15 protein-coding genes are annotated in these 16,803 nt (G+C 51.9%); 6 read left to right on the forward strand and 9 right to left on the reverse strand.

The window, feature by feature from the left end; translation table 11 throughout:
* Nucleotides 1-7: 7 nt before the first annotated feature.
* Genes O4H47_RS06915 through O4H47_RS06940 form a run of 6 tightly spaced genes read left to right on the forward strand, consistent with a single transcriptional unit; the run spans nt 8 to nt 5,274 of the window.
* On the forward strand, nt 8-778 hold the full coding sequence (locus O4H47_RS06915) for an SDR family NAD(P)-dependent oxidoreductase (RefSeq protein WP_269393224.1): 771 nt from the start codon (nt 8-10) through the stop codon (nt 776-778).
* A 9-nt stretch (nt 779-787) separates the two neighbouring features.
* On the forward strand, nt 788-1,972 hold the full coding sequence (locus O4H47_RS06920) for an acetyl-CoA C-acyltransferase (RefSeq protein WP_269393225.1): 1,185 nt from the start codon (nt 788-790) through the stop codon (nt 1,970-1,972).
* 26 nt (nt 1,973-1,998) lie between these two features.
* Nucleotides 1,999-2,748, forward strand: a complete 750-nt coding sequence (locus O4H47_RS06925; RefSeq protein WP_269393226.1) for an electron transfer flavoprotein subunit beta/FixA family protein — start codon at nt 1,999-2,001, stop codon at nt 2,746-2,748.
* Nucleotides 2,748-3,677: an electron transfer flavoprotein subunit alpha/FixB family protein gene (locus O4H47_RS06930; protein ID WP_269393227.1), complete on the forward strand. Its 930-nt coding sequence runs from the start codon at nt 2,748-2,750 to the stop codon at nt 3,675-3,677. The genes O4H47_RS06925 and O4H47_RS06930 overlap by 1 nt, the downstream gene beginning before the upstream one ends.
* Before the next feature lie 18 nt (nt 3,678-3,695).
* Complete coding sequence (locus tag O4H47_RS06935) at nt 3,696-4,490, forward strand: enoyl-CoA hydratase-related protein (protein WP_269393228.1); 795 nt, start codon at nt 3,696-3,698, stop codon at nt 4,488-4,490.
* Between the two features lie 31 nt (nt 4,491-4,521).
* Nucleotides 4,522-5,274 carry a DUF1028 domain-containing protein gene (locus O4H47_RS06940; protein ID WP_269393229.1) on the forward strand — a complete coding sequence of 251 codons (753 nt, stop codon included), beginning with the start codon at nt 4,522-4,524 and terminating at the stop codon, nt 5,272-5,274.
* Nucleotides 5,275-5,282: 8 nt separating this feature from the next.
* On the opposite strand, the gene O4H47_RS06945 is transcribed toward O4H47_RS06940, so the two are convergent.
* The 9 genes from O4H47_RS06945 to O4H47_RS06985 form a co-directional block, all read right to left on the reverse strand.
* The gene (locus O4H47_RS06945; protein WP_269393230.1) at nt 5,283-6,068 is read right to left on the reverse strand and encodes a crotonase/enoyl-CoA hydratase family protein; all 786 of its coding nucleotides are present in this window, start codon (nt 6,066-6,068) and stop codon (nt 5,283-5,285) included.
* Nucleotide 6,069: 1 nt separating this feature from the next.
* The gene (locus O4H47_RS06950) at nt 6,070-6,924 is read right to left on the reverse strand and encodes a hydroxymethylglutaryl-CoA lyase (RefSeq protein WP_269393231.1); all 855 of its coding nucleotides are present in this window, start codon (nt 6,922-6,924) and stop codon (nt 6,070-6,072) included.
* A complete protein-coding gene (locus tag O4H47_RS06955; RefSeq protein ID WP_269393232.1) occupies nt 6,917-8,899 on the reverse strand; it encodes an acetyl/propionyl/methylcrotonyl-CoA carboxylase subunit alpha in 1,983 nt (660 codons plus the stop codon). Before O4H47_RS06955 ends, O4H47_RS06950 begins: the two co-directional genes overlap by 8 nt.
* Nucleotides 8,900-8,910: 11 nt before the next feature.
* On the reverse strand, nt 8,911-10,518 hold the full coding sequence (locus tag O4H47_RS06960) for a carboxyl transferase domain-containing protein (RefSeq protein ID WP_269393233.1): 1,608 nt from the start codon (nt 10,516-10,518) through the stop codon (nt 8,911-8,913).
* Between the two features lie 23 nt (nt 10,519-10,541).
* Nucleotides 10,542-11,690, reverse strand: a complete 1,149-nt coding sequence (locus O4H47_RS06965) for an isovaleryl-CoA dehydrogenase (RefSeq protein ID WP_269393612.1) — start codon at nt 11,688-11,690, stop codon at nt 10,542-10,544.
* A gap of 14 nt (nt 11,691-11,704) precedes the next feature.
* Nucleotides 11,705-12,313: a TetR/AcrR family transcriptional regulator gene (locus O4H47_RS06970; protein ID WP_269393234.1), complete on the reverse strand. Its 609-nt coding sequence runs from the start codon at nt 12,311-12,313 to the stop codon at nt 11,705-11,707.
* A 183-nt stretch (nt 12,314-12,496) separates the two neighbouring features.
* On the reverse strand, nt 12,497-14,329 hold the full coding sequence (locus tag O4H47_RS06975) for a hypothetical protein (RefSeq protein WP_269393235.1): 1,833 nt from the start codon (nt 14,327-14,329) through the stop codon (nt 12,497-12,499).
* A gap of 359 nt (nt 14,330-14,688) precedes the next feature.
* Nucleotides 14,689-15,948: a phenylacetate--CoA ligase family protein gene (locus tag O4H47_RS06980; protein WP_269393236.1), complete on the reverse strand. Its 1,260-nt coding sequence runs from the start codon at nt 15,946-15,948 to the stop codon at nt 14,689-14,691.
* Nucleotides 15,949-15,961: 13 nt separating this feature from the next.
* Entirely contained in the window at nt 15,962-16,789 is an 828-nt protein-coding gene (locus tag O4H47_RS06985; RefSeq protein ID WP_269393237.1) for an ABC transporter ATP-binding protein, read from the reverse strand.
* Nucleotides 16,790-16,803: the final 14 nt, after the last annotated feature.

The raw sequence follows: 16,803 nt of genomic DNA on the forward strand, positions 1-16,803 counted from the left end.
TTTATTCATGCAAATTAATTCTGATTTGACAGCAGTCATTACCGGCGGCGCTTCAGGTTTGGGCGAAGGCGTTGCGCGGCATTTGGCTGCAAAGGGCGTAAAAGTTGGCCTGTTTGACCTGAACGAAGAGCGCGGCGAATCCATCGCCAACGAACTTGGCGGCACATTCGCTAAGGTTGATGTGTCTGATGCGGCAAGTGTTGCAGCAGGCTTTGAAAGAGTTCGTGCTGCAAACGGTCAAGAACGTGTTGTGGTGAACTGTGCGGGCATTGCGCCGGGGGCAAAAACCATTGACCGTGAGGGCAATCCTCACGACCCGGGCCTGTTTGCCAAAACCATTGGTGTAAACTTGATCGGCACATTCCACTGCGCATCCATGGGTGCTGCGGGCATGGCCAAACTTGAAACAGTGGGCGGTGACCTTGAGCGTGGCGTTATCATCAATACTGCATCTGTTGCTGCCTATGAAGGTCAAGTGGGGCAAATTGCATATTCGGCATCAAAAGGCGGTGTCGTTGGTATGATGTTGCCGATGGCACGTGACTTGAGCCGCGACGGAATTCGGGTGGTGACCATTGCGCCGGGCATTTTCATGACCCCAATGATGGCTGGCTTTAGCGAAGAAGTACAAGAATCGCTGGCCGCGAACACACCTTTCCCCAAACGCCTTGGCACACCAGCTGATTATGCATCGCTTGCCGAAGAGATCATTCGCAACTCAATGATCAATGGCGAAACAATCCGCATTGACGGCGCTGTGCGCTTGCAACCGCGATAGGAGAGACAAATGAGCAATGACCCAATTGTAATTGTTGGCGCAGCCCGCACCCCAATGGGTGGTTTTCAGGGTGAACTTGGCGCAGTTGCGGCCCCAGCCCTTGGTGCAACAGCCATCAAGGCAGCGCTTGCTGGTGCTGGCATTGACGGCGCGGATGTTTCTGAAGTTTTGATGGGCAATGTATTGTCCGCTGGCGTGGGCCAAGCCCCTGCCCGTCAAGCAACGCTTGGCGCGGGTTTGCCGCTCGGCACGCCATCAACCACTATTTCCAAAGTGTGCGGGTCTGGCATGAAGTCTGTCATGATGGCGCATGATCAGCTTAAAGCAGGCAATGGCGACATATTGGTTGCTGGCGGCATGGAGAGCATGACCAATGCGCCCTACATTTTACCAAAAATGCGCGGTGGGGCCCGCATGGGCCACGCAGAAGTTATTGACCATATGTTCTTTGATGGGCTGCAAAATGCCTATGATGGTCATGAACTAATGGGCAACTTTGCTGAGAACTGCGCAGGCAAATATGAGTTTAGCCGCGAAGCTCAGGACGAGTTCGCGATCGGCTCTTTGACCAAAGCGCTTGCAGCGCAAAAGTCCGGTGCTTTTGAAGCTGAAATCGCGCCCGTGACCATCACATCACGCAAAGGCGAAGTGGTTGTTTCTGAAGATGAGCAACCCAAAAATGCACGTCCGGAAAAAATCCCAACATTGCGCCCAGCCTTTGCAAAAGACGGCACAGTAACGGCAGCCAATGCGTCCTCGATTTCTGATGGTGCGGCGGCATTGGTGTTGATGCACGAAAGTGACGCTAAGGCAAAAGGCCTAAAAATCCGCGCACGGATTGTTGGCCACCAAAGCCATGCGCATGAGCCAGGTTGGTTCACCACTGCACCGGTTCCTGCGATGCAAAAACTGGTTGATAAAATCGGTTGGAGCGTTGGTGACGTTGACCTTTGGGAAATCAATGAGGCCTTTGCCGTTGTGACGATGGCTGCGCAAAAAGACCTGAACATTGATGCGGATAAGATCAATATTCATGGCGGCGCTTGTGCCCTTGGGCACCCGATTGGTGCATCTGGTGCGCGAATTTTGGTGACCTTATTGCATGCGCTTGAGCACACCTCTAAAACTCGTGGGGTTGCCTCGCTTTGTATTGGTGGCGGTGAAGCCACAGCTGTTGCGATTGAGATCGTTTAAACTTCCCTTTCAGGAGTTGGTAGAAAATGAAAATCCTCGTTCCCGTAAAACGGGTAGTTGATTACAACGTAAAGATCCGGGCGAAAGCCGACGGTTCAGGCGTTGACTTGAACAATGTCAAAATGAGCATGAACCCGTTTGATGAAATCGCGGTTGAAGAAGCACTTAAGCTCAAAGAAGCGGGCAAGGCTGAAGAAGTGATCGTGGTTTCGATCGGCCCAGACAAAGCGCAGGAAACCTTGCGTACTGGTTTGGCCATGGGTGCGGATCGTGCAATCCTTGTGCAAGCTGAAGGTACTATTGAGCCGCTAGATGTGGCGAAAATTCTTAAAGGTGTCGTTGAAGCTGAAGGCCCTGATCTTGTGATTTTGGGCAAACAAGCGATTGACGATGATGCGAACCAAACAGGCCAAATGCTCGCCGCATTGCTTGGCTGGGGACAAGGCACTTTCGCCTTTAAAGTTGAAATGGCAGATGGCACTGTTGATGTGACCCGTGAAGTTGATGGCGGTTTGCAGACTGTTAAACTCAACCTACCCGCGATCATCACCACCGATTTGCGTTTGAACCAACCACGCTATGCCTCTTTGCCCAACATTATGAAAGCCAAGAAAAAGCCGTTGGATGTGAAAACACCGGGTGACTTTGGCGTTGAAGTGAAGAACCGTTTGACTGTTTTAGAAACAACAGAACCTGCAGCACGCAAGGCAGGCATTAAAGTCACGTCCGTTGCTGAATTGGTCGACAAACTGAAAAACGAAGCGGGAGCGATCTAATGGCTACACTTCTTCTTGCAGAACATGACAATGAAAAATTGAACGATGCCACATTGCGCGCAGCAAATGCTGCAATACAATTGGGCGCAGAAGTGCATGTGCTCGTGGCCGGTCAAGGCTGCGCGGCAGCTGGTGAAGCGGCGGCAAAAATCGCGGGCATTGCCAAAGTGATCGTTGCTGACGACGCTGCCTTTGCCAACCAATTGGCCGAGCCTATTGCGGACTTGATCGTTTCAATGGCTGATGGTTATGACGCATTTGTGGCTCCTGCCACATCAAACGGCAAGAACACTATGCCTCGTGTCGCAGCGTTGCTTGACGTCATGCAGCTTTCTGATGTGACCGAAGTGATTTCAGCCGACACATTTGTGCGCCCAATTTATGCAGGTAATGCGTTCCAAAAAGTGCAAACGTCTGACGTCAAAAAAGTGCTGACTGTGCGCACCACAACATTTGAAGCGGTTGCGCTTGATGGGTCAGCTAGCGTTGAAGCGCATGGCGCATCCGTTGGCAATTCTGTTTCCAGCTTTGTTGGTGCTGAAATTGCGGGCGGTGACCGGGTTGACTTGGCGTCTGCCAAAATCGTTATTTCTGGTGGCCGTGCTTTGGGATCAAAAGACAAGTTCAACGAGCTGCTTGAGCCTTTGGCCGATAAACTCGGCGCAGCACTTGGTGCTTCACGCGCTGCAGTTGATGCGGGCTTTGCGCCGAACGATTGGCAAGTGGGCCAAACTGGCAAAGTGGTCGCGCCAGACCTTTACATCGCCATTGGTATTTCAGGTGCCATCCAGCACTTGGCGGGTATGAAAGATAGCACAATCATTGTCGCCATCAATACCGATGAAGATGCTCCCATCTTCTCGATTGCTGATTATGGTTTGGTTGCAGATTTGTTTGAAGCTGTGCCAGAACTTACAGCTTCTATTTAAGAACAAAAGGGTCGCGATATGTCAGAAATGCCAAAGCTCAAAGATGCGCTTTTGGAGGTTGCTGACAAGGTTGCGACCCTTACTTTTAACCGGGATGATGTGCGCAACGCACTCACCGGCACGAACCTAATCGACGATATTATTGATACGCTTGATTGGGTCGAGCACTCAAGTGAAGCCCATGTGTTGGTGATCACCGGGGCCGGTAAAGGCTTTTCATCTGGCGGCAACGTGAAGGACATGCACGAGCGATCCGGTATGTTTTCCGGCAATGTGGAAGACATCGCAGCGGCCTATAAAGCCACGATCCAGCGCATTCCCTTAAAATTCTCGCAGATCAGTTTCCCTGTGATTGCTGCGATAAATGGCGCCGCGGTTGGCGCGGGTTTTGATTTGACCGGCATGTGCGACATACGCATTGCCTCGAAACGCGCAAAATTTGGCGAAAATTTCGTCAATATTGGGCTCATTCCTGGCGATGGCGGCGCTTACTTTTTGCAGCGCGTTGTCGGATACCAACGAGCAGCAGAACTGACCTTTACGGGCCGTTTGTTTGGGGCAGAGGAAGCCAAAGAAATTGGCTATGTTTTGGATGTGGTGGAGCCCGAGCAACTGTTGACCCACGCGCATGAGCTGGCCAAAGAAATCGCCTCCAAACCACCCTATCAAGTACAACAGTCCAAATTGCTAATGCGCAAAGCGCAAGTGATGAACCTACCCGACTTTTTAGACCACACCGCCATTGTGCAAGGCACCTGTCATCACACCGATGATCATAAGCAGGCAGTAGCCGAGTTCGTGAAACGGCGTTAAGCTTGTCCCAAAAATTGCTTTGGGGGATTCCATGACTTATTCAATTGTTGCACGCGATCAAGAAACGGGCGCGGTCGGTATTATTGTGGCCAGCCGTTTTTTCGCGGCCGGGGCGATGGTGCCCTATGTGGGCCCAGACTATGCCATTGCCTCGCAAAGTTGGGTGAATCCAATTTGGGGCACCGATGGTGTGAACCAATTGGCAGCTGATCAAAGCGCCTTGGACGTTCTTGATGGAATGGTTCAAAAGGACGAGGGCCGTGCCACACGACAAGCCCATATGATTGACCGCAAGGGCAATGTTGCTGCCTTTACGGGCGAAGAGTGCACCGATTGGGCGGGGCATGAACTCGGCGATGGCTTCTCAGTTGCGGGGAATATGTTGGCTGGTGCAGACGTTGTTCGCGAAACCGCACAAGCTTATCGCGACTTCATAGACAAGCCGTTCGCTGAGCGTTTGCTCTTGGCGATGGAAGCTGGTGAGCGTGCTGGCGGTGACAAGCGCGGCAAACAGTCGGCCGGCATGGTGATCCATCGCGGCGAAGCATATCCTTGGCTCGATATTCGCGCAGACGACCACGCGGACCCGCTCGCTGAACTAGGTCGGCTCTATACCGTGGCGCAAGAAACCTATTTGATTGTTGCAGACTTTTTGCCCACCAAAGATAAGTTCAGCGGCCACCAAAACGAAGATGAACTTGGTGCCAAAATGGAAGCTGCAAACAAGGAACGCGAAGAGAGCGGCTACAAAAGTCCATCCCTAGCGTCAGGCACTATTATATAGGTGAAGAACTACTCCACCCAGTTTGCTTTGCGCTTATCAAAAAAGGCTGAAATACCTTCATGCGCTTCAGGGTCTTCCCAACAATCGGCGAGCTGATTGACAGTGAAATCGATCACCTCTTCGTCAATTCTTGGACCCAGCGCGCGGGCCAATTGCTTGGCGCGCGCGACTGCGCCGGGAGCAGTTTGCAGATAAGGCAAGACTTCTGTTTCAACCACTGCATCCAACTCATCAGCCGAACAAGACTTAGCGACAAGATTAAGCGCCATCGCTTCTTTCGTGTCGAAAAGACGTGCTGACATGAAAACACGGCGCGCTTTGTCTTCACCCATACGCGCCAACACATAGGGGCTGATGGTTGCGGGGATCAGGCCAAGTTTTGTTTCGGTGAGGCCGAATTTTGCGCCTTCAACGGACACAACCACGTCGCAAACAGACATCATACCAATGCCACCGCCAAAGGCGTTGCCTTGCACTTTGCCGATCAGCGGCTTTTTGAGCGTATTGAGCGCAAACAGCATATTGGCTAAGCGCTTGGCTTCGGCGATGCGCACTTCTCGCGTCGCATCAAATTGCTCGCGCATCCAGGCCAAATCACCACCCGCGCAAAAACTCTTGCCATTTGCGGCCAAGATAACTGCGCGGATGTTCTGATCTTGATTGATCATTTGCGCCGCCGTTTTGATCTCATCACACATGTCTGCATTGAGCGCATTATGCTTGTCTGCGCGATCAAGCGTGAGTGTTGTAACTCCGCGATTGTCGGTTGTGAGCTGGATATACTGAAACGTCATTTTATTGCCCTTTCAGGGACAGCGCAAAACTGCTTGCTTTTGAGAGCTTGCCTGCATCAATGCCCGTTGTGAACCCTTTTGCGACCAGCATTTCAACCACCGCTTCGGTGGCCACATTGCCTTTTGCACCCGGCGCATAGGGGCAGCCGCCCAACCCGCCAACAGCTGCATCAAAAGTGCGTATGCCATAGCCCAAACAAACTTCGATATTGTCGATGGCGCGGCCCTTGGTGTCATGAAAGTGCCCGGCCAATTTGTTAGCCGGCACCAAGGCGAGAACAGCTTCGAGCATTAGGGACGTGGTTTCAGGTGCGGCTGCGCCAATTGTGTCGCCAAGACTAATTTCATAACAGCCCAAATCGAGCAATTGCGTTGCAACCCTTACCACAGCTTCTGGCGCTGTTGGCCCATCGTAAGGGCAATCGGTGACGCAGGACACATAGCCGCGCACGGGCATGCCATCGGCTTTTGCCGCTTCTAGAACTGGTTTGAACCGTTCAATGCTTTCAGCAATGGAGCAATTGATGTTTTTTTGGCTAAAGCCCTCTGAGGCTGACGCAAAAATGGCGACTTCATTTGTCTTGGCTGCCCGCGCGCCTTCATATCCGCGCAAGTTGGGCGTGAGGGCCGCATATGAAATATTCTCGCGCCGAACTATGCCTGCAAGAACCTCGGCCGCGTCAGCCATTTGGGGCACCCATTTGGGGGAGACAAAGCTCGTGACTTCGATTTTTTTGAACCCGCAATCTGAGAGCATATCCACCAGTTTAATCTTGTCACTTGTGGAGATATGCTTCTTTTCGTTTTGCAACCCATCACGCGGGCCCATCTCAAAGATGGTGACAAAATCACTCATCTTCTGGCTCCAATTGGATCAGCAAGCCGCCGTCTTCAACTTGATCACCAAGGCTGACGAGTACCGCTTCGATTACCCCATCGCGTGGGGCCAGCAGTGCGTGTTCCATTTTCATGGCTTCAACTACAATCAGTTTATCGCCCTGTGAAACCTGATCGCCAACGTTTGCGTTCAACGCCACAACAGAACCGGGCATGGGCGACAATATAGCGTCGCCTGAAAGCGCGCCCTCACCGGCCAATTCCAGTTTCACACGATCAAACGTGAACGTATCAGTTCCGGTGAAAATTGAGATGAAATCTTGGTTGGCAAAGAAACCCAGTTGGTGACGCTGACCATTAACCGCAAGCGAAATGCTGCTAGCGCTTGCGCCCAGCAACTCAACATCTAAATCGCTATCATCATCTGAAATGTTGAAGTGTTTGCCATTGCCAAGTACCACGTCATAACTCAAGCGCTCACCCTCGTGATCAAGCTCAATGCTGTCCGTTTCGCCTGACCAAGTGCGCCACCCGGCAAGCTGATCCCATGGATCTGCCGAAACAGGCGTGCGGGCGAGGCCCAGCCCGATCAGGGCAGCCGCCGAGATTGCCGCCTCTGTTGGTCGTGGTGCGACAATTAACGCATCAAGGTCACGTTCGATCAGGCCTGTATCCACCTCACCATTGCTAAACACTTCGTGCGCACATAGCGCAGCCAAAAATGCTCGGTTGGTCACCGACCCGGCAATTTCAGATTTGCCCAAAGCCGAAGCCAAACCGTTCAACGCCTCTTTGCGATTTTCGCCGTGCACTGTGATTTTGGCAATCATCGGATCATAAAACGGCGAGATCACATCACCCGTCACCACGCCTGAATCTATGCGGGCGCTGCTTGCTGGCAGGTTCAAATGCGCCAATGTGCCAGTCGCGGGCAAAAAGCACTTCGGCACATCTTCGGCATATAGTCGTGCTTCAAATGCCCATCCACTGATTGACAATTCATCCTGAGTTTTAGGCAGGGTTTCCCCACTGGCGACCCGCAATTGCCACGCGACCAAATCTTGGCCGGTGATCATTTCGGTGACCGGATGTTCCACTTGCAAACGCGTATTCATTTCCATGAAATAGAAGCCGTTGGGGTTTAAACCATTGGCCGCATCAACAATGAACTCAATGGTGCCTGCGCCCGAATAATTGATGGCCTTGGCAGCGGTCACCGCAGCATCGCCCATGGCTTTGCGCATCTCTTGTGTCATGCCCGGGGCTGGGGCTTCTTCGATCACCTTTTGGTGGCGGCGTTGCAATGAGCAATCGCGCTCAAACAGGTGCACAGCGTTGCCGTGATCATCGCCAAACACTTGAATTTCGATATGGCGCGGGGTGGTAATGTATTTTTCAATCAAAACACGTCCGTCGCCAAAGCTCGATTGACCTTCGCGTGATGCGCTTTCGAGGGATGATTTAAATTCCGCTGGATCATCCACCCGGCGCATGCCTTTGCCGCCGCCGCCTGCGCGGGCCTTGATTAAAACCGGATAGCCGATTTTATCTGCCTCAATGGCCAAAAAGTCAGGGTCTTGTTCGTTCCCATGATAGCCGGGTACCACCGGTACATTGGCTTTTTCCATCAAAGCTTTTGCTGCATCTTTTAGGCCCATAGCACGGATAGCATCGGCTGAAGGGCCAATGAACCGTACACCAACTTCATCCAGCGCATCCACAAAGTCAGGGTTCTCTGAAAGAAAGCCATACCCCGGATGCACCGCTTCAGCGCCAGAAAGCTTGATCGCCTCAAGGATTTTATCGACCCGCAAATAGCTTTCAGCCACAGGCGCTGGGCCAAGCCGATAGGCTTCATCCGCCATCTTCACATGCTGCGCATTTGCGTCTGCATCAGAATAAACCGCCACACATTTGACGCCCATAGATTGGGCTGTGCGCATAATCCGGCAAGCGATTTCGCCACGGTTGGCAATGAGGATTTTTTTAAACATCTCGTATTCCCCTACATTCTAAACACGCCGAATTGCGTATCTGCAATCGGGGCGTTCAAGCTTGCGGAAAGTGATAGGGCCAGTTGGTCACGCGTGCGGGCCGGGTGAATGATGCCATCGTCCCACAGGCGGGCAGAGGCATAAAGCGGGTGTGATTGAGTTTCGAACTGGTCGATTATGGGTTGCTTGAACGCGGCTTCTTCATCTTGTGACCAATCCTCGCCTTTGCGCTCATAACCATCGCGTTTGACGGTGGCGAGCACGCCCGCGGCCTGTTCGCCACCCATCACAGAAATGCGTGAGTTTGGCCATGTCCACAAAAAGCGTGGTTGATAAGCGCGGCCGCACATGCCGTAGTTTCCTGCGCCGAATGATCCGCCCACAAGCACCGTGACTTTTGGCACCGAGGTGGTGGCCACAGCGGTTACGAGCTTGGCGCCATGTTTGGCGATGCCTTCGTTTTCGTAACGGCGGCCCACCATAAATCCGGTGATATTTTGCAGAAATACCAGTGGGATTTTGCGCTGCGAGCACAGCTCCACAAAGTGGGCGCCCTTGACGGCGCTTTCGGAAAACAGCACGCCATTATTGGCGATAATGCCCACAGGCATGCCGTGGATATGGGCAAAGCCACAGACCAAAGTTATGCCGTAACGCGATTTGAATTCGTCAAAACGCGAACCATCGACCGTACGGGCAATGACCTCACGGATATCATATGGCGTTTTCAGATCACCGGGCACAACGCCAATAATTTCATTGGGGTCATAAAGCGGCGCTTCTGATGATTGCATCAACAATTGGCTTGGCTTCACCCGGTTGAGTTTTGACACCGCTTGGCGGGCCAATTCGAGTGCATGCTGATCGTTTTCAGCCAGATGATCCGCGACACCTGAAAGCCGCGTATGCACATCCCCGCCGCCCAAGTCTTCAGCCGTCACAACTTCGCCTGTGGCCGCTTTTACCAGCGGTGGTCCAGCCAAAAAGATCGTGCCTTGTTCTTTTACGATGATAGTTTCATCCGACATGGCGGGCACATAAGCGCCCCCAGCGGTACAAGACCCCATCACCACGGCAATTTGGGGGATGCCGCGCGCCGACATATTGGCTTGGTTGTAAAAAATGCGACCAAAGTGATCACGGTCGGCAAACACCTCGTCTTGGTTGGGCAAGTTTGCCCCGCCGCTATCCACCAGATAGACACACGGCAAATTGTTTTCGAGCGCTACTTCTTGCGCGCGCAAATGTTTTTTCACCGTCATGGGATAATAGGTACCGCCCTTAACGGTGGCATCATTACACACCACCATCACCTCTTGGCCCGCGACGCGGCCAATTCCGGTGATCAGGCCAGCGCCGGGTGCTGCGCCATCATAAAGACCGTGCGCTGCAGTTGCACCGAGCTCCATAAAGGGAGAACCGGGATCCAAAAGTTTGGTGACCCGATCACGCGGCAACAATTTGCCCCGCGACAGGTGGCGTTCTCGCGAACGCTCGCCACCACCAAACCGCGCAAGGTCAGTTGCGGCAGCGATGTCGGCCATTTGACTTTCCAGCGCCTTTTTATTGGCGATAAATTGCTCTGACTTGATCGAAATTTGCGACTTGATAACCGACATGGCGGCGCTCCCCTAAGTGACGATTATTTGGTTTCGCTGAACATTTCGCGGCCAATCAACATCCGGCGAATTTCGCTGGTGCCCGCACCGATCTCATAAAGCTTTGCATCACGCAACAAACGACCCGTTGGGTATTCATTGATGTAGCCATTACCGCCGAGCAATTGAATGCCGTCAAGCGCAACTTGCGTTGCTTTTTCGGCTGAGTACAAGATGCAGCCCGCGGCGTCTTTGCGGGTGGTTTCACCACGGTCACACGCTTGGGCCACTGCATAAACATATGCACGAGAGGCGTTCATGGTGGAATAGATGTCCGCCAATTTACCTTGCACCAATTGAAACTCGCCAATCGCTTGGCCGAACTGTTTGCGCTCATGCACGTAAGGCACAACCACATCCAACACCGCATGCATGATGCCGACCGGACCAGCTGCAAGCACGACACGCTCATAGTCCAAACCAGACATCAGAACGCGCACGCCTTTGCCCACTTCACCAAGCACATTTTCTTCTGGCACAAAGCACTTATCAAACACCAATTCGCAAGTGTTCGAACCACGCATGCCGAGCTTGTCGAGTTTTTGCGCGGTCGAGAAGCCGTCAAAGTCCTTCTGCACAATAAAGGCAGTCATACCTTTTGAGCCCGCATCTGGGTCTGTTTTGGCGTAGACAACCAACGTATCTGCATCCGGCCCATTGGTGATCCACATTTTGTTGCCCGTGAGCAAATAGCCACCTTGTGCGGCTTCAGCTTTAAGTTGCATCGAAACAACATCGGAACCCGCACCCGGCTCAGACATGGCCAATGCGCCCACATGTTCACCTGAAATCAATTTAGGGAGATATTTGGCGCGTTGCTCTTCAGTTCCATTGCGAAAGATTTGGTTCACACACAAGTTGGAATGCGCGCCATAGGACAGACCAACAGAGGCTGATGCGCGGCTGAGTTCTTCAACCACAATACAATGGGCCAAATAGCCCATATTTGCGCCACCATATTCTTCAGAAACCGTGACTCCCAATAACCCCAAATCTCCAAACTCTTTCCATAACTCGTTTGGGAACTGGTTGGTTTCATCAATTTGGGCGGCTATCGGCGCAATACGATCTTGGGCAAAACGGTGTACCATGTCGCGCAACGCTTCTAAGTCTTCGCCGAGGGCAAAATTCATTCCAGTGGTGAACATCAAACTTCCTCCGATGGTTGCGCGCCGACGCTTTGGCACACAAGTTGTGTGTATATTTCTTCAATTTTAGATTGGCTGAGGCGCCCTTTGGCGCGATACCAAGTGGTCACGCCTGTTAATTGGGCAAGGATCGCCATGGCGGTCACGTGTACGTCTGCAATGTTGAATAGGTGATCAATGGATCCGCGCTTCAAAATAGCCTTGAGCGCGGCTTCATATTGGCGGCGCAGCTCTTCTACCTTGGCAAAATTCTCAGCCTCGAGATTGCGCAGCTCCATATAGGAAATGAACACATGGTCCGGCCGTTCGACGTGGTAGCGGATGTGAAACAGCACAAAGGCTTTAAGGGCATCAAGGGGCGAAAGCAGTGAAGGGTTTTGTGCATCCCATGCGCTGAGCAGCGCTTCCATATGCTCAATCATCAAACGGGCCAGCAGGTCTTGCTTGTTGGGGCTGTAATTATATAGCGCGCCTGCTTGCACGCCGACTTCTCGGGCGATTTCGCGCATAGACACAGCGGCATAACCTTTTTGCGCAAATAGTTTTAGCGCAACCTCGTCGATGCGACGTGCGGTTTCTTCGCCATTTGAACCTGTTGTTCGCGCCATATTTGTGCCCTTGGCCTCCCCGCCAATCGAGTCCCTGCTGCGACTCGAATTAAATGAACGTTTGTTTATTTATCACAATAGCCATACTTACACAATGGGTTTGGATGAACAGCCAAGCTGACAAAAATAGCCCGCGCCGACATTTGAGTCAGCGCGGGCTTGAATGCTTAATGGATAAGTAGATTATTCAGTGGTTGTTTCAATATCCACATACTCAAGGATCTTTGTTGGATCGGTTTGCAAAGCCATGATTTGTGGCATGCCAACACCCGTTTCGGTTTTTGAAGTTACCGCAATGCCAACATATGAAGCATCGCCCGCGATGAAGTTTGAAACAGCCGCGCCCAAGTCAACGGCCTGATCAACCCCGCCAAGTAATCCAACGATCATGCCATTTGCCATGGCAGACACTTGGGTCTGGAAGGCTTCAACCGGCGCGCCTTGTTCTGCCGCGGCTTGTGCCAATGCAATATCAAGGAAACCTTGGTTGTCCAATTGGATGTCCAGCTCTTTTACCCCAAGGCCCATGGCCGCGATCATTGCGGTTTGTGGGTCAGTTGCAAAAAGCTCAGCCGTTGCGCCAACAAAATAACCTGACACATCAACCGTGCCCAGTTTTTCACCGGTGAACATCAACCGTGCAAGGTTGATCGCCTGAGCAGCTTCGTCCCAGCTCAACGTCATTTCATACCCAACATTGAGGCGTTCAATACCCAATGCACGTAGCTGCTTCAAGCCATCGTCTGATGGGTTTTCAGGCACGTCCGCTTGTAGGCCAGTTGTGGACAATGAGATGTTGGACGGTATGCCGTTTACATAATCGGCAAGGCTTACGTCAATTTCGGCAACTTCTACTTTTATCCGGCCACCATTGTCTTCATCTGGTACGTCCGCAAAGAAGTTCGAAATTGAAAGACCACCAAAGGAAGGGATGAAGGAACGGAAATTGGCCTCAAACCAATCTTTATTGAGGGCCGAAACATCCTCAATCTGCTTATAGGCTTCAACCGTTGGATTGAAGTCAATCTCTTTGAAGGTGAAGTTACCCAGCTTGAACTCACCATTTTCTTTGCCTGACACTTTGACGGCAATGTCGTTTACTTCGAACGACGGGTAAATGCCGTTGCCCATTGCACCGACCATAACTTTACCCAAACTGAAGTCAAAACTTGTACCGTCTTGCGTTCCCGCACAGCTCATGCCATCAAAAACGGCGGGCGAAGTTTTGTACGCAAAAAGCAAATCCGCATAGAAATCTGCCATTTTAACGATTTGCTCAGGCGAAGGATCGTTGTTGGCTTCAAGTTCCGCAGCCAAAGTCATCAACTCAGGATAGGAAACCTCCATAGCACGGGCGCTATCGGGACCTGCCTGGTATTTGCCAATATCGCAGTGAACAGGACCGGCGTCCAATGTGCCGCCAGAAACGATATAGTCCTGATAAAGCGTGGTCATTTCATAGTTTTTTGGCGAGACGAGGCCGTAGGCATTGAGCACGGCGCCAAGGTTAAACTGGGTAATGGTTGACTGACCCAACGCAAGCTTGAATTGCTCATCCATGTCAGCGCCCGCATTTGGCGACATGTTGCCGGTGACTGCTTCCATAGAGGCAGTCTGCGCGATACCATTTTTAACATTGGTCAGCGCGATGTTTTTGAACACAAACTCATTGTCTGAGACTTTGCCGTCCACTTCGATTGTGTAGATCAGCTTAATTTCTGGAATGAATATGCTTTTGGCGTTCAATCCTGCCAAGGCGTTGGCGTTTTCCACCAATTTGCCCGAAATAACGTCGCGAATAGTTTGCGCATCAACGTTTGAATCAACCGCATCAATATTGCCCACTTCGAGCGAATATTTCATTGATGACGATGTGATTGTTGCGCTTTGCGTTGATGGCGCTGAGGTGCTGTCTTGCGCATATGCCGCGCTGGCGCTGAACGCAAGCGACGCACAACCTGCTAGCAGGAGCGTTTTGAGGCCCTTTTTGGCCCCGCCTAAATTGTTTTTTTGCATGATGTCGGCTTTCCAAAATTCCCAAATTGATGACCGATAGGTAGACCCAAGACCTTTAATGAACGCTTGACGGTTCCTCCACCTAACAGCGAAATGTGACGTTGCGTTGGCACCGCCCTAATCTCACAATCAATTGAGTATGTGCCTTAGCCTCGCACCGAGTCAAATTGCGTTTATCAAACGTCATCGCTCAGTCGGTGGCAAAAGCGCGCACCTCAAATTGCTGTAATAGTGTGTTATGTAGGCAGCACACCTAGCAATACAAGAGGCATAGTTCATTTTTTTCAAAATGAATTGTCTAACCAATCGGAGCACGTAATTGGATTATGGCCATTCAACTCTGGAAACGACGTGAAAGACTAAACGCCAATCGCGCGCCGATCCTCGATGACCTTACCATCATTTGGCAAACTGTTCAGCGGCACAATGCGGACATCAGCCCGCAAACGACATTCGGCACGAACGCTTTGGGCGATCTGATCAAGCACCGCGTCATCATTGTGTGGCAGCTCACAAATGAACGTCATTTGATCTTTTCCTTCCGTTTCGCTGACTTCAAGCCGCGCGCGGCCCATTTCCGGATAGGATTTAACAATCTTGGCGATTTGGCGTGGATGGACAAACATGCCGCGCACCTTTGTGGTTTGGTCCGCGCGGCCCATCCAGCCTTTCAGCCGTGCATTGGTGCGCCCACATGATGATTGGCCTGTTTGGATGGCCGACAAGTCACCCGTTGCAAAACGGATCAGTGGATAGTTGGGATCAAAAGTGGTGACCACCACTTCACCTACCTCACCGGGCAGAACGGGATCTGATGTGCCGGGTCGAACAATTTCAACAATGCAGTTTTCGGCGATAACCATGCCATTTTCAGGTGCGTCCGTTTCGTAAGCGATCAGGCCAAGCTCGGCTGTGCCATAACATTGCTTGATGTTTACCCCCTGTGCTGCGTACCAATCACGCATAACAGGAAATAACGGCCCACCGGATACCAGGGCGTTTTGCACGCTGGTGATATCATTGCCCAAGCTCTTGGCTTTTTCCAATATGATCTGCAAAAAGTCTGGGGTGCCGACATAACCTGAAATCGCGAAATGGTTGAAGGCTTCCACCAAAGTTTCGGTGTTTCCCACACCCGCTGGAAACGTAATGCAACCGAGTTGCGCTGCGGCTTCATCAAACATAAAGCCCGCAGGCGTTAGGTGATAACTAAAGCAGTTTGCAATGACGTCGCCGCGCCGCATCCCGGCGGCAAAAAGCGCAGCAGACATGCGCCAAGGGTCAGTGCCACCGGGTTGCGGCTCCACGATGGGTCCGGGAGAATAAAAGACCCGTCGTACATCGCTATTGGCGGGCGCAATGCCGCCAAAAAGAGGTTTTTTGTCTTGCAGTTCCACCAAATCGCTTTTGGACAAAGTGGGCAAGTTTGCTAAAGCTTCACGGTCATTGATCGCTTCAATATCCGTTTGTGCGAGCTTTTGTGCCCAATAGGGACTGTTGGTCACAGCGTTCTTCAACTGTCCGCGCAGGGCGATGAAGAGCGATTCCTCGCGCTCCATCGGTGCGCGCGCCTCCAAGGGCGAAAAGTAAGTGTGTCCGTTTGATGCGCTTTCACTCATAGCTGTTACCCGCCTACAACCAGCGCTTGCGGCGCTTATAGCTTTTAATGTCTTTGAACGAACGTCGTTCACCGCCGCCGCCTAAGTAAAATTCTTTAACATCTTCGTTGGCCATCAATTCTTCGGCGGTTCCGTCAAGCACGATCTTGCCGTTTTCCATGATGTACCCATCATCTGCCACATGCAGCGCCATATTGGCGTTTTGCTCTACCAGCAGGATGGATATGCCCAGCTCCTTATTGAGCCGCTTGATGATACGGAACACCTCTTTCACCAAAAGGGGCGATAGACCCATGGAGGGCTCATCCATGAGAATGAGCTTGGGTTTTGCCATCAAGGCGCGACCAATGGCGAGCATTTGCTGCTCTCCGCCGGATAGATATCCAGCAAGCCCTGTGCGCTCTTTAAGGCGAGGGAAATATTTGAAGACTTGTTCGATTTCTTCGTTAATTTTGGCGTTGGGCCGCGAGTAGGCGCCCAAGCGCAAGTTTTCGATCACGGTCATGTCCTGCAAAATGCCGCGTCCTTCCATCACCAAGAAGATGCCCTTGCGCACCAGCGCTTCTGGCCCAATCTCGGTCACATCGTCATCCTCATAAGTGATGGTGCCGCGTGTGACTTCACCGTCTTCGGTGGCCAGCAAGTTTGTGATTGCCTTTAAGGTGGTCGACTTGCCTGCCCCGTTGGTGCCGAGCAGGGCAGTAATTTTGCCCCGCGCGACTTTTAGGTTGAGGCCGCGCAAAACGAGAATGACTTCGTTAAATACGACCTCAATATTGTTGACGGAAAGGATGGTCTCATTTGCCAGGCCATTCCCGGTTGCAGCAATTTGTGGTTTCATGTTGCTCATCCTTT

This window comes from Maritalea porphyrae, assembly GCF_027213965.1.
GTDB classification, from domain to species: domain Bacteria; phylum Pseudomonadota; class Alphaproteobacteria; order Rhizobiales; family Devosiaceae; genus Maritalea; species Maritalea porphyrae_A.

Coding starts and splice junctions, on each gene's coding strand:
- O4H47_RS06915 (WP_269393224.1), top strand. CDS start 8: ATGCAAATTAATTCTGATTTGACAGCAGTCATTACCGGCGGCGCTTCA.
- O4H47_RS06920 (WP_269393225.1), top strand. CDS start 788: ATGAGCAATGACCCAATTGTAATTGTTGGCGCAGCCCGCACCCCAATG.
- O4H47_RS06925 (WP_269393226.1), top strand. CDS start 1,999: ATGAAAATCCTCGTTCCCGTAAAACGGGTAGTTGATTACAACGTAAAG.
- O4H47_RS06930 (WP_269393227.1), top strand. CDS start 2,748: ATGGCTACACTTCTTCTTGCAGAACATGACAATGAAAAATTGAACGAT.
- O4H47_RS06935 (WP_269393228.1), top strand. CDS start 3,696: ATGTCAGAAATGCCAAAGCTCAAAGATGCGCTTTTGGAGGTTGCTGAC.
- O4H47_RS06940 (WP_269393229.1), top strand. CDS start 4,522: ATGACTTATTCAATTGTTGCACGCGATCAAGAAACGGGCGCGGTCGGT.
- O4H47_RS06945 (WP_269393230.1), bottom strand. CDS start 6,068: ATGACGTTTCAGTATATCCAGCTCACAACCGACAATCGCGGAGTTACA.
- O4H47_RS06950 (WP_269393231.1), bottom strand. CDS start 6,924: ATGAGTGATTTTGTCACCATCTTTGAGATGGGCCCGCGTGATGGGTTG.
- O4H47_RS06955 (WP_269393232.1), bottom strand. CDS start 8,899: ATGTTTAAAAAAATCCTCATTGCCAACCGTGGCGAAATCGCTTGCCGG.
- O4H47_RS06960 (WP_269393233.1), bottom strand. CDS start 10,518: ATGTCGGTTATCAAGTCGCAAATTTCGATCAAGTCAGAGCAATTTATC.
- O4H47_RS06965 (WP_269393612.1), bottom strand. CDS start 11,690: ATGAATTTTGCCCTCGGCGAAGACTTAGAAGCGTTGCGCGACATGGTA.
- O4H47_RS06970 (WP_269393234.1), bottom strand. CDS start 12,313: ATGGCGCGAACAACAGGTTCAAATGGCGAAGAAACCGCACGTCGCATC.
- O4H47_RS06975 (WP_269393235.1), bottom strand. CDS start 14,329: ATGCAAAAAAACAATTTAGGCGGGGCCAAAAAGGGCCTCAAAACGCTC.
- O4H47_RS06980 (WP_269393236.1), bottom strand. CDS start 15,948: ATGAGTGAAAGCGCATCAAACGGACACACTTACTTTTCGCCCTTGGAG.
- O4H47_RS06985 (WP_269393237.1), bottom strand. CDS start 16,789: ATGAAACCACAAATTGCTGCAACCGGGAATGGCCTGGCAAATGAGACC.